Source organism: Staphylococcus sp. AC872 (genome assembly GCF_979255425.1).
In genome coordinates this window covers 157,672-172,193 of sequence record NZ_CEEDKW010000003.1, presented here as the reverse complement: position 1 = coordinate 172,193, position 14,522 = coordinate 157,672, and the positions used below count along the sequence as shown (strand labels likewise).

General features: G+C 33.6%; 14 protein-coding genes. 9 read left to right on the top strand and 5 right to left on the bottom strand.

The genetic code is table 11. From position 1 onward, the window contains the following. Nucleotides 1-24: 24 nt before the first annotated feature. From gyrB to dnaA, 5 genes are all read right to left on the bottom strand, one after another. Nucleotides 25-1,959, bottom strand: coding sequence for a DNA topoisomerase (ATP-hydrolyzing) subunit B (gene gyrB / locus ACZ267_RS06610; protein WP_047210593.1), 1,935 nt, complete (start codon nt 1,957-1,959; stop codon nt 25-27). A gap of 9 nt (nt 1,960-1,968) precedes the next feature. Continuing rightward, a complete protein-coding gene (gene recF, locus ACZ267_RS06605; protein WP_047210594.1) occupies nt 1,969-3,084 on the bottom strand; it encodes a DNA replication/repair protein RecF in 1,116 nt (371 codons plus the stop codon). Further along, nucleotides 3,081-3,326, bottom strand: coding sequence for a S4 domain-containing protein YaaA (yaaA, locus tag ACZ267_RS06600; RefSeq protein WP_015364547.1), 246 nt, complete (start codon nt 3,324-3,326; stop codon nt 3,081-3,083). Before yaaA ends, recF begins: the two co-directional genes overlap by 4 nt. A 330-nt stretch (nt 3,327-3,656) precedes the next feature. Then, a complete protein-coding gene (dnaN, locus tag ACZ267_RS06595) occupies nt 3,657-4,790 on the bottom strand; it encodes a DNA polymerase III subunit beta (protein WP_079449094.1) in 1,134 nt (377 codons plus the stop codon). A 321-nt stretch (nt 4,791-5,111) separates the two neighbouring features. Continuing rightward, on the bottom strand, nt 5,112-6,476 hold the full coding sequence (gene dnaA, locus ACZ267_RS06590) for a chromosomal replication initiator protein DnaA (protein ID WP_079449093.1): 1,365 nt from the start codon (nt 6,474-6,476) through the stop codon (nt 5,112-5,114). Between the two features lie 731 nt (nt 6,477-7,207). On the opposite strand from dnaA, the gene rpmH reads away from it, so the two are divergent. The 9 genes from rpmH (at nt 7,208) to ACZ267_RS06545 (ending at nt 14,473) form a co-directional block, all read left to right on the top strand. Further along, nucleotides 7,208-7,345, top strand: a complete 138-nt coding sequence (gene rpmH, locus ACZ267_RS06585) for a 50S ribosomal protein L34 (RefSeq protein ID WP_047210597.1) — start codon at nt 7,208-7,210, stop codon at nt 7,343-7,345. Between the two features lie 221 nt (nt 7,346-7,566). Next, a complete protein-coding gene (rnpA, locus tag ACZ267_RS06580) occupies nt 7,567-7,914 on the top strand; it encodes a ribonuclease P protein component (protein WP_002466372.1) in 348 nt (115 codons plus the stop codon). Nucleotides 7,915-8,066: 152 nt separating this feature from the next. Continuing rightward, a complete protein-coding gene (mnmE, locus tag ACZ267_RS06575) occupies nt 8,067-9,446 on the top strand; it encodes a tRNA uridine-5-carboxymethylaminomethyl(34) synthesis GTPase MnmE (protein WP_002466383.1) in 1,380 nt (459 codons plus the stop codon). 81 nt (nt 9,447-9,527) lie between these two features. After that, nucleotides 9,528-11,405 carry a tRNA uridine-5-carboxymethylaminomethyl(34) synthesis enzyme MnmG gene (gene mnmG / locus ACZ267_RS06570; RefSeq protein WP_015365426.1) on the top strand — a complete coding sequence of 626 codons (1,878 nt, stop codon included), beginning with the start codon at nt 9,528-9,530 and terminating at the stop codon, nt 11,403-11,405. Then, a complete protein-coding gene (gene rsmG / locus ACZ267_RS06565) occupies nt 11,405-12,124 on the top strand; it encodes a 16S rRNA (guanine(527)-N(7))-methyltransferase RsmG (RefSeq protein WP_047210598.1) in 720 nt (239 codons plus the stop codon). The genes mnmG and rsmG overlap by 1 nt, the downstream gene beginning before the upstream one ends. 42 nt (nt 12,125-12,166) lie before the next feature. After that, entirely contained in the window at nt 12,167-13,006 is an 840-nt protein-coding gene (gene noc / locus ACZ267_RS06560; protein WP_002451543.1) for a nucleoid occlusion protein, read from the top strand. 190 nt (nt 13,007-13,196) lie between these two features. Continuing rightward, nucleotides 13,197-13,556: a DUF3147 family protein gene (locus tag ACZ267_RS06555; RefSeq protein ID WP_002451542.1), complete on the top strand. Its 360-nt coding sequence runs from the start codon at nt 13,197-13,199 to the stop codon at nt 13,554-13,556. Between the two features lie 16 nt (nt 13,557-13,572). Next, entirely contained in the window at nt 13,573-13,968 is a 396-nt protein-coding gene (locus tag ACZ267_RS06550; protein ID WP_002466371.1) for a DUF3147 family protein, read from the top strand. Continuing rightward, complete coding sequence (locus ACZ267_RS06545) at nt 13,934-14,473, top strand: TetR/AcrR family transcriptional regulator (protein WP_047210599.1); 540 nt, start codon at nt 13,934-13,936, stop codon at nt 14,471-14,473. The genes ACZ267_RS06550 and ACZ267_RS06545 overlap by 35 nt, the downstream gene beginning before the upstream one ends. Nucleotides 14,474-14,522 lie beyond the last annotated feature (49 nt).

Genomic DNA, 14,522 nt, shown 5'->3' with positions numbered 1-14,522 from the left:
CTTCAAAAGTTCAGTTCATAGTGCTTAGAAATCTAGGTTGGCATAGACTGCGTTATCTTCAATAAATTGTCTACGGTTTTCAACAATGTCACCCATTAACATTTCAAATGTTTGGTCGGCATCAATTGCATCTTCTAATGTTACTTGTAACATTGAACGATGTTCTGGATTCATCGTAGTTTCCCATAATTGGTCGGCATTCATTTCACCAAGACCTTTATAACGGGCAATAGACCATTTAGGTGTTGGATTTAATTCTGCTTTTAATTTATCTAGTTCTCTATCGTTGAAGACATAATATTTTTGCTTACCTTGCGTTAATTTGTATAACGGTGGTTGTGCAATATAAACGTATCCCGCTTCAATTAACGGTCTCATAAAACGATAGAAGAATGTTAATAACAATGTTCTGATATGGGCACCATCAACATCAGCATCTGTCATAATCACAATTTTATGATAACGTGCTTTACTAATATCAAATTCTCCACCGATACCCGTACCAAATGCTGTAATCATAGAACGAATTTCATTGTTATTTAAAATACGATCTAGACGTGCTTTTTCAACATTAAGAATCTTACCTCTCAATGGTAAAATCGCCTGCGTGCTTGAGTCACGGCCTGATTTAGTAGACCCACCGGCGGAGTCCCCTTCGACTAAGAAAATTTCACTTTCTTCAGGGTTTTTACTAGAGCAGTCAGCAAGTTTACCAGGTAAACTTGAAATCTCTAATGCTGATTTACGACGTGTCACTTCACGTGCTTTCTTTGCAGCAACACGTGCACGAGATGCCATAATACCTTTTTCAACAATAATTCTACCAACACTAGGATTTTCATATAAGAAACGTTCAAAGTGCTCAGAGAATAATTTATCTACAACTTGTCGCACTTCAGAGTTTCCTAATTTTGTTTTCGTTTGACCTTCGAATTGAGGATCACCATGTTTGATAGAAATAATAGCTGTTAAACCCTCACGTGTGTCTTCACCTGAAAGTCTATCTTTATCTTCTTTGATAATTTTACTATTCATACCATAACTATTTAATACACGTGTTAACGCACGTTTAAAGCCATCTTCATGCGTACCACCTTCATACGTGTGGATATTGTTGGCATATGTTAATAAATTCGTTGAATAGCCTTTATTATATTGGATCGCAATTTCAACTTCGATATCATCTTTAGATTGGTGAATGTAAATAGGTTCGCCATGGATAGGTTCTTTATTTTCATTCAACATTTCTACATAAGACTTAATCCCACCCTCATAGTGATAAGAGTCTTGTCTGATATCGTCTTCGTCTCGCTCATCCGTTAAAATGATTTGAATACCTTTGTTCAAGAATGCTAACTCACGAATACGTTGTTGTAATGTTTCATAGTTGTAAACAGTTGTTTCGGTAAAGATACTACTATCCGCTTTAAAACGAATTGCTGTACCTGTTTTATCTGTGCTACCAATTTCTTTTAAATCAAATTGAGGTACACCTTTTTTATAGGCTTGGTGATAAATCGTATCGTTACGATGTACGTATACTTCTAAATCCTCTGATAGGGCATTAACAACGGATGAACCTACACCATGTAGACCACCTGATACTTTGTATCCGCCACCACCGAATTTACCTCCGGCATGAAGTACAGTTAAAATAACCTCAACTGCTGGACGTCCCATTTTTTCTTGAATATCTACTGGGATACCACGACCATTGTCAGTAACTTTAATCCAATTATCTTTTTCAATTGTTACGTTAATTTCATCAGCATAGCCTGCTAATGCTTCGTCAATACTATTATCAACAATTTCCCATACTAAATGGTGCAAGCCTCTTTCTGAAGTTGAACCGATATACATACCAGGTCGTTTACGGACCGCTTCTAGTCCTTCTAATACTTGTATCTGCCCAGCACCATAATTATCTGTGTTGTTTACATCTGACAATGTATTCACCATCACTTTCTGTTACTTTATAATTTCACCTTGATTTATACGGTATAACTTAGCATTATTCATGATTTCATGATCAATACCGTCTACGGATGTCGTAGTTACAAATGTCTGTACTTTATGTTGAATTGTACTCAATAAGTGCGTTTGACGTGAGTCATCTAATTCACTCAACACATCATCTAGTAATAAAATTGGATATTCTCCAACTTCTATATTCATTAGTTCAATTTCAGCTAACTTAATTGACAATGCGGTTGTTCTCTGTTGACCTTGTGAACCATACGTTTGCGCATCCATGCCGTTAACATTAAAACCTAAATCGTCACGATGTGGTCCAAAAAGACACACACCACGGTCTTTCTCTCTTTGAAGATTGTCATTAAGTAATGTCAGAATCTCTTCTAACATTTCTGATTCCGTTTGGTCCTGATGACTTAATTTCAAACTTGGTAAATATTTAAGCGCCAATTTTTCACGCTCATTCGTAATACCTGCATGAATGGGTTGAGCTAATTGTTCTAGTTCTTTAATAAAATGTTCACGACGCAACGTCACCTTTAACGCATATTCAGCAAATTGTTGATTTAAGACTTCCAGCATAGTTGTGTCAGTCTTATTACCAATTTGTAGTTGCTTTAGGTAATTGTTCTTTTGTTTTAAAATACGTTGATATTGAGAAAGATCGTTTAAATAGACTGCTGATATTTGTCCTAATTCCATGTCTATAAAACGACGGCGTATTAGAGGTGATCCTTTGACGATATTCAAATCTTCCGGCGCAAAAAGAACCACATTTAGATGCCCGATATATTGTGTTAGTCTACTTTGCTCTAAGTGGTTGACCTTCACTTGCTTACCTCTTTTAGTAATGAACATCGTCAGTGGCATTGTGCCATGTCTATAATTTAGCTCACCTTCTATTTTAGCATACTCAGAATCAAAACGTATGAGTTCCTTGTCATTAGAAGTTCTATGGCTTTTTGCCAAAGCTAAAGTGTAAATTGATTCAAGGAGATTCGTCTTTCCTTGTGCATTCTCACCTATGAGAATATTCACTTCAGGATGACAATCGATTGTAACCTGTTCATAGTTACGATAGTTTTCCAATTGGAGTGTATTTAGTTTCATTGTTCACCTTGGTGAATGATTAAAAAAGCACCCGTATCTTCAGGTAATTCAGGTATATCAATTCGATCATGATGTTCTAATTTTTTGCCACGTCTAACTTCACGTTGACCATTAATTAAAACCTCGAAATCTTGTAGGAACCATTTTGCTTGGCCACCTGATTCAATAATACCTTCTGTTTTCAGAAATTGACCTAAAGTAATGTCACCTTCTACAACAACTTCTTGAATCAAATTCATCACTCCATTTCTTTTTATGTCATTAATATATTATACCTGTTTTGCGCTCAAATTTCATGTGAAACAAAGAATGTAAACGTTTACTTATTGTGATAATGTCTCTATTTTAAATTTAATGGCTATTTCCATTACTTTTTTTAGTTATGTATTAACGTCATTTTAATTTTAAAGGGCATATTAGCTCATTTTTCTATAAATCGATAAATTCCTCCTAAAAATATTTTCTTACGCTTAAAGAAAGGCTCACACACTTTAAAATGAATTTTAAATTAAAAATAGCCGAGACATTTAATCATGTCTCAGCTATTATTTATTTTCGCTTTTAAATATTGATTAGTAAGTACGGATTGGTAAGATCAATTGAGTGACTGAGTCATCGTCTTTAGGTTTTAAGATGAATGGTTTCATCGTACCAAAGAATTCGACTTCGACTTCGTCATTATCAATCGCTTTTAATGCATCCATCATATATTTTGAGTTGAACGAAATTTTAAGATTGCCACCTTCTACATCAGTTGCTGTTACTTCTTCTTTTACAGTACCAATTTCTGGAGACGTTGATGATAGTTCAACAACTTCATTACCAGTGCTTAATTTGATGACATTATTACCGCCTTCTCTAGCTAATAATGATGCACGATCAATCGCATGGTAAAACTCACCGTTGTTAATTCCTAATTTAATTTCATAGTTTTCAGGGAATAAACGCGTTGTATCTGGATAATGACCTTCTAATAAACGAGAAATGAAATTAACATGACCTACTCTAAATAATACTTGGTTAGATGCGAAGAAAATATCAATATCTTCATCACTATCGCTCATAATTTTATTCAATTCAGATAAAGCTTTACCAGGAATGATGACATTTTTATTTTCAGATGTATATTCTAATTTTAACTTTCTTACAGCCAAGCGGTGTGAGTCAGTTGCTGTGCATATTAATTCATTATCTTGTATAAGCCAATTCACACCAGTTAATACTGGGCGTGTTTCTGAGGTGGACACTGCAAAATTAGTTTGTGCGATGATATTTTTTAGTACTTTTACAGATAATTGAATAGCGTCATCTCTTGATACTTCTGGTAATAGTGGATATTGATCTGGATCTAAACCACTTAAGTTGAATTCAGAATGACCAGATGTAATGAGTGTTTGGAATTGCTCATTAGTAGATAATTTGACATCTTTACCTGGTAATTTTTTAATAATATCAACGAAGAAACGACCAGGAAGTACAACTGATCCTGTTTCTGAAATATCAACAATATCTTCACCATCTATTTGTTTTGGTATTGAGATTTCAATTGAGATCTCAGAATCTGATCCAGTTAAAATGACTTCATTTTCCTTAGCGTCAATTTTAATACCAGTAAGAATTGGTAAAGTTGTTCTAGGTGAAATAGCTTTTAATGTATCGTTTAGTTGATTAATAAAATAATCTCTTTTAATAGTGAATTCCATCATTAAAATTTAAACTCCTTCCAGTCGTTTATATATAATTATATAGGTTTTAAATTCATAGTAATAGTAGTAGGGCCTGTGAATTAGTGGATAAGTGACAATAAGTCTGAAATAGCAAAGTTATACACATGTGGATAAAGTGTGCATACTGTGTACACCTTTTCAACATTGTCCACAATCCACAAGTTGATTATTTTTTAGAATCATACAACGCCAACAAAATGATGAATGTTTTTTCGATGTAATTATTCCCTTTTATAATCAATTTTAATCTTCAATTCGAACTGTACTATAACAGCTCAAGTTTTTTTAATTATTTCCCAACTATTGATTTCTGATTTCTTTTTCTAAATTTTCCACTTCTTGTTTAAATGTAGGATCTGCTTTAATATCGTTTACAATTTTTTCGTGAGCATGAATCACGGTTGTATGATCACGCCCGCCAAACTCTTCACCAATCTTAGGTAATGAAAAATCTGTAAGTTCACGTGAAAGATACATCGCTATTTGTCGTGGATAGGCAATAGATTTCGTACGCTTTTTGGCACTAAAGTCCTCTATGCGAACGTTATAGTATTGTCCAACGACTTTTTGTATATCTTGAATGGTAATCTTTTTAGATTTAGGTGCTTGTATAATATCTTTTAAAGCTTCCGCAGCTAATTCAGTCGTGATAGGTTTACCTTGTAATTGTGAATATGCTAGTAAACGTGTTAAAGCACCTTCAAGTTCACGAATATTGGATTGAATTTGATTAGCAATGTAGTTTAAAGATTCCATTGGTATATCTAAATTCTCTTCTTCAATCTTTTTCTGTAGAATAGCCATTCTTGTTTCATAATCTGGTGGTGTAATATCCACAATTAAGCCCCATTCAAAGCGAGAACGAAGTCGATCTGATAATTTTGAGATCTCTTTTGGTGGACGGTCACTAGAAATAACAATTTGTTTATTATTGTTATGCAATTCATTGAAAGTATGGAAGAATTCCTCTTGTGTTTGCTCCTTATTTTGAATGAACTGTATATCATCGATTAGTAAAACGTCGATATTACGGTATTTCTCTCTAAAAGCATCACCTTGGTTATCACGAATTGACTTAATAAATTCGTTTGTAAACTTTTCACTAGATGTATAAATCACATTAGCATTAGGATTATTACTCAAAACATGATGTCCAATGGCATGCATTAGATGAGTCTTTCCTAATCCAACTCCACCATAAATGAATAATGGATTGTATGCTTCGGCTGGTGCTTCTGCTACTGCTAAACTCGCAGCATGTGGAAAACGGTTGCCTGGTCCGATTACAAATGTGTCAAACGTATTGTGTGTATTAAATTGTTCAATACCACGCGGGTTATCGACATTTTGATGTTGTTTAATTTCTTGAGCTGCAGGTTCTTCAGGTTGTTTTTGATCGGCGTTCATATATTTTGATAGTTCTTCTTCAGTTATAAAACGAGGTTCGACTTCATAACCGATCACTTCATATATGATGCTTTGCATAATCTCACTATATTTTTGATTGAGCCAATTCGCATTGAAAGATTCACTGACTAATACGATGGCTTTATCATTTTGGAGTGAATAGAGTTGCGTATCTTTTACGAAAGTATCAAAACTAATTTTTGAAATTCGTTCTTTGGCGAGGTCTAATACTTTTTCCCAAATTTCTTTTTCAGACATAAATAACTCCATCTTTCTCAAAATTTTTTAGTTATACACAAAAATAACACCCGTGGATAAAAATAAGCACAGCATGTTAATAATTATCCACAAGTTAATCACAGACAGTGGATAACTTAAAGCACACTATGATTTATGCACAGCTAATTTGTATATAAATCTAATAAATAAATCCTTATAAAATCAATGATTAAACGACTTATCCACACAATTATACTTTTTCAGTAATATAGATGTCAAATGACTGTGAATATGTTCGTAAAAGATGTGAAAACTTGTGAATATCAACCGAATTGTCCACAAATTTACAATAATGCTATGTTGATAAGTGGATAACTTCGCACAATATTCATAATCGTTAAAAAATGGAGATTATAACAGTTTGGGAAATAATTTATAAAGCTGTATGAAAAATGAATATCCAATAAAAGCTAAATAAATTTGGGAGTGGTTAGTTTGATAATTAATATAGAAGAATCAATTTAAAATGAGGTTGCTTTATAAGTGGTAATTTGTTATATTGTAGTAGTTGTTTGAAATATGACTAGATAATAAGTATATTAAACCAAGAATTTCTTATAGCAGTCAGTTAATAAGAGGAATCTCTTATGTATAAGTTTGTTGCTATTATATTAATAGTTACTCACTTTAACAATTATCTATCTATAAATTTAACAGGGCTTTGATCCTGGAGATGTTAGATAACTTAATAAAGATGGAGGTGTTTTTACATGGTAAAACGTACTTATCAACCAAATAAACGTAAACATAGTAAAGTTCATGGTTTCAGAAAACGCATGAGCACTAAAAATGGCCGTAAAGTCTTAGCGCGCCGTCGTCGTAAAAGCCGTAAAGTTTTATCTGCATAAGATCACTGACTCATCAGTGGTCTTTTTTTCGTTTTGAATACGGTAATTTTATTCAAACATTAACAATCAAATGTAGTATTGATTGTGTTAATTGATAGATGATAGAGAAAAACTTTTGACTGAAATCAGCGTTTTCAATATAAATGCTGGTTTATTTTTAGTTAAATTTTAGATGGTTTATAATACTAAGGTAAGAGAATTTGATAAGCGAGTGATGTTTGGTGGAAAAAGCGTACCGTATAAAGAAGAATGCAGATTTTCAAAAAATATATAAAAGTGGAAAGTCTGTCGCAAATAGACAATTCGTAGTATATACCTATGATAATAAAGAACAAGAACATTTTCGCTTAGGAATTAGCGTTTCAAAAAAATTAGGTAACGCTGTTACTAGAAATAAAATTAAGAGAGCGATAAGAGAAAACTTTAAAGTTCATAAACAAGATATTATAACGAAAGATATTATTGTGATTGCAAGACAACCAGCTAAAAAAATGTCCACTTTAGAAATTCAAGGTAGTTTAGAACATGTACTTAAAATAGCTAAAGTATTTAATAAGAAAATTCAATAGGGTAGGGGAGCTAGTTTTAGACGTACGTAAGTCTAACTTCAGACAACCCGAAGTCTAACCTATATATTTCGAACAAGATAATAGCTTTTTGAAATGAAACAATTTACAATATAATATTGAAAATTTACTTGAATAAGGAGGCCAGCCTAACAATGGACTTTGATACAATTACTAGTATTTCAACGCCAATGGGCGAAGGTGCGATTGGTATTGTGAGACTTTCTGGTCCACAAGCAGTTGAAATTGGAGATAAACTATATAAAGGTAAGAAACCATTAGCAGAAGTTGATTCACATACAATAAATTACGGTCATATTATTGACCCAGAAACAAATGAGACAGTTGAAGAGGTCATGATTTCCGTCTTAAGAGCACCTAAAACATTTACTAGAGAAGATATCATTGAAATCAATTGTCATGGCGGTATTTTAACTATCAATCGCATATTAGAATTAACAATGACGCATGGCGCTCGAATGGCTGAACCAGGTGAATATACAAAACGTGCATTCTTAAATGGAAGAATTGATTTATCTCAAGCAGAAGCAGTAATGGACTTTATTCGTTCTAAGACAGATCGTGCTTCAAAAGTAGCGATGAATCAAATAGAGGGGCGTTTAAGTGATTTAATTAAACGTCAACGTCAGTCAATATTGGAGATACTTGCTCAGGTTGAGGTAAATATCGATTATCCAGAGTATGACGATGTAGAAGATGCGACCACAGAGTTCTTATTACAACAATCTAAAAATATCAAACAAGAAATTAATCAACTATTAGAAACAGGTGCACAGGGTAAAATAATGAGAGAAGGTCTCTCCACTGTTATTGTAGGCCGACCAAACGTAGGTAAGTCTTCAATGCTAAATAACCTTATTCAAGATAATAAAGCGATTGTAACGGAAGTAGCCGGTACTACAAGAGATGTATTAGAAGAATATGTTAATGTCAGAGGTGTACCACTTCGTTTAGTAGATACAGCAGGTATTCGAGATACTGAAGACATAGTAGAGAAAATAGGTGTTGAACGTTCACGTAAAGCACTGAGTCAAGCTGACTTAATCTTATTTGTGTTGAATAATAATGAAGCACTCACGGAAGATGACCAAACGTTATATGATGTTGTTAAAAATGAAGATGTAATTGTAATTATCAATAAAACAGATTTAGAAACACATCTAGACATTAATGAAGTTAAAGAAATGATTGGTGACACACCACTAATCCAAACTTCTATGTTAAAACAAGAAGGTATCGATGAATTAGAAATACAAATCAGAGATTTATTCTTTGGTGGAGATGTTCAAAACCAAGACATGACTTATGTATCTAACTCACGCCATATTTCATTACTTAAACAAGCGAGACAATCAATCCAAGATGCGATTGATGCAGCCGAATCAGGTATACCAATGGATATGGTACAAATCGATTTAACACGCACTTGGGAGATTTTAGGTGAAATTATTGGCGAATCTGCAAGTGATGAATTAATTGATCAGTTATTTAGTCAATTCTGTTTAGGTAAATAGCGAATATAAATAGGGAAGTTAATCCAGTAGGGGTATATTTCTCAGACAAATAGATGAATGTTTAATAAGGAGGTTCAACAATTGGTTCAAGAATATGATGTAATTGTAATTGGTGCAGGCCATGCTGGAATAGAAGCAGGTTTAGCATCAGCAAGACGTGGCGCTAAAACATTAATGTTAACAATCAATTTGGATAATATTGCTTTTATGCCATGTAATCCATCAGTAGGTGGCCCGGCTAAAGGGATTGTTGTACGTGAAATTGATGCATTAGGTGGCCAAATGGCTAAGACAATAGATAAAACGCATATCCAAATGCGTATGTTAAATACAGGTAAAGGACCAGCTGTTAGAGCATTACGTGCACAAGCTGATAAAGTGCTATACCAACAAGAGATGAAGAATGTTATCGAGGATGAAGATAACTTAGATATTATGCAAGGTATGGTAGATGAATTAATTATTGAAGATGACGAAGTTAAAGGCGTACGTACAAATATCGGTACAGAGTATCGATCTAAAGCAGTGGTTATTACGACTGGTACATTTTTACGTGGTGAAATCATCTTAGGTAACATGAAGTACTCAAGTGGTCCAAACCACCAATTACCATCTGTCACATTAGCAGATAATTTAAGAGGATTAGGTTTCGAGGTGGTACGTTTTAAAACAGGAACACCACCACGTGTTAACTCTAAAACAATCGATTACTCAAAAACTGAAATCCAACCTGGCGATGATGTAGGACGTGCTTTCAGTTATGAAACAACAGAATACATTTTAGACCAATTACCATGTTGGTTAACTTATACTAACGACAAAACACATCAAGTAATTGACGACAACTTACATTTATCTGCAATGTACTCTGGAATGATTAAAGGTACAGGGCCAAGATATTGTCCATCAATCGAAGACAAATTTGTACGTTTCAATGATAAACCACGTCATCAATTATTCTTAGAACCAGAAGGACGTAATACTAATGAAGTATACGTTCAAGGATTATCAACAAGTCTACCTGAACACGTTCAAAGACAAATGTTAGAGACGATACCTGGATTAGAAAAAGCGGACATGATGCGTGCAGGTTATGCCATTGAATATGATGCAATTGTTCCAACTCAATTATGGCCGACGCTAGAAACTAAAATGATTAAGAATTTATATACTGCTGGCCAAATTAACGGTACGTCAGGTTATGAAGAAGCGGCTGGCCAAGGTATTATGGCTGGTATTAATGCAGCAGGTAAAGTATTAGGTAAAGAAGAGAAAATCTTAAGTCGTTCCGATGCATATATTGGTGTACTAATCGATGATTTAGTGACAAAAGGTACAAATGAACCATATCGTTTATTAACATCACGTGCAGAATACCGTTTATTATTACGTCATGATAATGCTGACTTACGTCTTACAGATTTAGGACATGAGCTAGGTTTAATTTCAGATGAACGTTATGCGCAGTTTAATCATAAGCGTCAACAAATTAAAGATGAAATCCAAAGATTAACAGATATCCGTATCAAACCCAATGACCATACTCAATCAGTGATCGAAGCAAATGGTGGTTCTAAACTTAAAGATGGTATATTAGCTATCGATTTATTACGTAGACCTGAAATGACATATGATACGATATTAGAAATCTTGGAAGAAGATCATCAATTACCTTCAGAAGTTGAAGAACAAGTTGAAATTCAAACAAAATATGAAGGTTATATCAATAAATCATTACAACAAGTTGAAAAAGTAAAACGTATGGAACAAAAGAAAATTCCTGAAGACTTAGACTATAGTAAAGTTGATAGTTTAGCTTCAGAAGCTAGAGAAAAACTAGCAGAAGTTAAACCACTAAATATTGCGCAAGCTTCAAGAATTTCTGGTGTTAACCCAGCTGATATTTCAATTTTACTTGTATATTTGGAACAAGGAAAACTTCAAAGGGTGAATCAATAATGAGTATAGAATGGCTATCTGAGAAATTAAAAGAACACAACATCGAATTATCGAACACTCAAAAAGAACAATTTCAAACGTACTATCAGCTACTTGTTGAATGGAATGAAAAGATGAATTTGACAAGTATTACGGATGAACATGAAGTGTATTTAAAGCATTTTTATGATTCAATCACACCAAGTTTCTATTATGACTTTAAGGGTTCATTATCAATATGTGATGTGGGTGCAGGTGCAGGTTTCCCAAGTATTCCATTGAAAATCATCTTCCCTGAGTTGAAAGTGACAATAGTCGATTCATTAAATAAGCGTATCCAATTTTTAAATCATTTAGCGGACGCTTTAGGTCTCCAAGATGTGAGTTTTGTGCATGATCGTGCAGAAACCTTTGGTAAGGGAGACTACAGGGAGTCTTACGATATCGTTACTGCCCGCGCTGTTGCGCGTCTAACTGTACTAAGTGAATTGTGTCTACCTTTAGTTAAAAAAGGTGGCCAATTCATAGCTTTAAAATCATCTAAAGGTGAAGAAGAGTTAGACGAAGCTCAATTTGCAATTAATGTATTAGGTGGTAATGTTAAAGAAACCTTTAACTTTGAATTGCCAGAAGAAGCGGGAGAAAGACAAATGATTGTCATTGATAAACGACGACAAACATCTAAGAAATACCCAAGAAAACCAGGTACACCCAATAAATCTCCTTTACTTGAGAAGTAAGATATGATGATATAGAAATGATTGAGAGGGAGCGAATGGATTATGAAGAAACCTTTTTCAAAATTATTTGGTTTAAAAAACAAAGATGACATCATGGGTTCTATTGAAGAAGACCGAAATAATAATGTTGAGTCCATTCATATTGAACGTATCGTACCTAATCGTTATCAACCTAGACAAGTATTTGAACCAAGTAAAATACATGAGCTTGCAGAATCAATTAAAGAGCATGGATTATTACAACCTATTGTAGTAAGACCTATTGAAGAAGATATGTTTGAAATCATTGCAGGTGAACGCAGGTTTAGAGCAATGCAATCTTTAAATATGTCTCAAGCAGATGTCATTATCAGAGATATGGATGATGAAGAAACTGCAGTGGTTGCATTAATTGAAAATATTCAACGTGAAAACTTATCTGTAGTAGAAGAAGCGGAAGCATATAAAAAGCTACTTGAACTTGGTGATGTGACACAGAGTGAGTTGGCGAAAAGTTTAGGTAAAAGCCAAAGTTTCATTGCTAACAAGCTACGTTTACTAAAATTAGCACCTAAAGTCATTACAAGATTAAGAGAAGGTAAGATTACTGAACGACATGCACGTGCTGTACTCGTATTATCCGAGGAGGATCAAGAAGCATTAATTGAACAGGTCATAGCTCAAAAGCTTAATGTGAAACAAACAGAAGATAAAGTACGTCAAAAGACAGGACCTGAAAAAATTAAAGCACAGTCATTCCAATTCTCACAAGATGTAACGCAAGCAAGAGATGAAGTAGGTAAAAGTATCGAAGCAATACAACAATCTGGCTTACACGTTGAACAAAAAGATAGAGATCACGATGATTATTATGAAATTAAAATCAGAATTTATAAGAAGTAAGTAGCACTCCTTTTGTCATTGAGATGAAGGGAGTTTTTATTATGATTTAATATTTATAGAGAGTTCAAACTAGCTAAGTAATAATTAGAAAATTAGGTCTATTGATTTTATTGTTTACAATTGATAAAGTGCGTTTTACACTAAAAGTAAACGAAACGTTTCGTTTAATAATTAGAAAAGAAGGATTATTGTGTTCGGAATATCTATATCAAGTGCGATACTTCATTTTGTAATCGGTGGATTTGCGGTTGCTTTAGCATCAATTATGGCAGAGAAAGTTGGCGGTAAACTAGGTGGTATTATAGCTACAATGCCCGCAGTCTACTTAGCAGCAGTGATAGCATTAACCATAGATCATGAGGGCGATGAACTCATTAAAATGTCTATGCATTTAAGTACAGGAGCGATAGTAGGCATTATATCGTGTATTTTAACTGTATTTTTTACCTCAATTTTTATTTATAAGAAAGACTATAAAAGTGGTACAGTATTTGCCATATTGTGTTGGCTTGTGATTTCTGTGGCGATTTTTGTAGTAAGACATATATAAAAGGAGGTACATTTTAATGAAATTAACAATTATTAAATTTTTAGTTGGTGGATTAGCAGTATTAATTAGTTATATCGTCTCAGTGGTACTTCCTTGGAAAGAATTCGGAGGAATATTTGCTACTTTCCCGGCAGTATTTTTAGTATCTATGTGCATTTCTGGAATGCAATATGGTAACAAAGTGGCAATGCATGTGAGTCGAGGAGCAGTCTTTGGTATGACTGGCGTTCTGTTTAGTATATTAGCAACATGGGCAATGCTCAACGTAACGCATATGTGGTTGCTTAGCATTATTGTTGGATTTATAGTATGGTTTGTAAGTGCATTTATAATATTTGAAATCGTGGAGTACGTAGCACGTAAAAGAAGGGAAAAATATGGCTGGAAGACCGAAAGACCCAACAGTAAATAAAAAAATTTATGAAGAAATTAATCGTTTATTAGAAACAACACATTTTAAAAATATGACGATAGATCAAATTGCAGAGAATACAAGTGTTTCTAAGGCAACGATATATCGTCGTTGGAAAGACAAAGAGTCAATGATTGTAGATATGTTTGTAGATCAATCACGAATCATTGAACCAGAATATGATAATCTGTTTGATAATCTATATGATTTCCTAATTAAAGTTATGAAAATCTATAAGACACCATTAGGAAGTGCTGTTATTGAAATATTGATAAGTAATCAACAGGCAGAAGCACGAGAAAAATTTATGAGAGATTACTTTGAACATAATAGAACGATTTTAAAATCCATCATTAGTCAACATATCGAAGAAGACAATCAAGATTTATTCATCGATATCATATTCTCTCCTATCTACTTCAATATATTAATCAAACCGCAGTCTCTGACAGAAGCATATATTGAGAAAATGTTAAAAATGATATTAAAAGCATATGAAGTATAGTTAAAGTTCGATAGCGTTCCTGAAGAAGGAGCGTTTTTATTTTGAAATA

Excerpts from the sequence above, each read along its gene's own strand:
- gyrB (WP_047210593.1), bottom strand. The coding sequence starts at position 1,959 with ATGGTGAATACATTGTCAGATGTAAACAACACAGATAATTATGGTGCT.
- recF (WP_047210594.1), bottom strand. The coding sequence starts at position 3,084 with ATGAAACTAAATACACTCCAATTGGAAAACTATCGTAACTATGAACAG.
- dnaN (WP_079449094.1), bottom strand. The coding sequence starts at position 4,790 with ATGATGGAATTCACTATTAAAAGAGATTATTTTATTAATCAACTAAAC.
- mnmE (WP_002466383.1), top strand. The coding sequence starts at position 8,067 with ATGGACTTTGATACAATTACTAGTATTTCAACGCCAATGGGCGAAGGT.
- rpmH (WP_047210597.1), top strand. The coding sequence starts at position 7,208 with ATGGTAAAACGTACTTATCAACCAAATAAACGTAAACATAGTAAAGTT.
- noc (WP_002451543.1), top strand. The coding sequence starts at position 12,167 with ATGAAGAAACCTTTTTCAAAATTATTTGGTTTAAAAAACAAAGATGAC.
- dnaA (WP_079449093.1), bottom strand. The coding sequence starts at position 6,476 with ATGTCTGAAAAAGAAATTTGGGAAAAAGTATTAGACCTCGCCAAAGAA.
- ACZ267_RS06550 (WP_002466371.1), top strand. The coding sequence starts at position 13,573 with ATGAAATTAACAATTATTAAATTTTTAGTTGGTGGATTAGCAGTATTA.
- ACZ267_RS06545 (WP_047210599.1), top strand. The coding sequence starts at position 13,934 with ATGGCTGGAAGACCGAAAGACCCAACAGTAAATAAAAAAATTTATGAA.
- rsmG (WP_047210598.1), top strand. The coding sequence starts at position 11,405 with ATGAGTATAGAATGGCTATCTGAGAAATTAAAAGAACACAACATCGAA.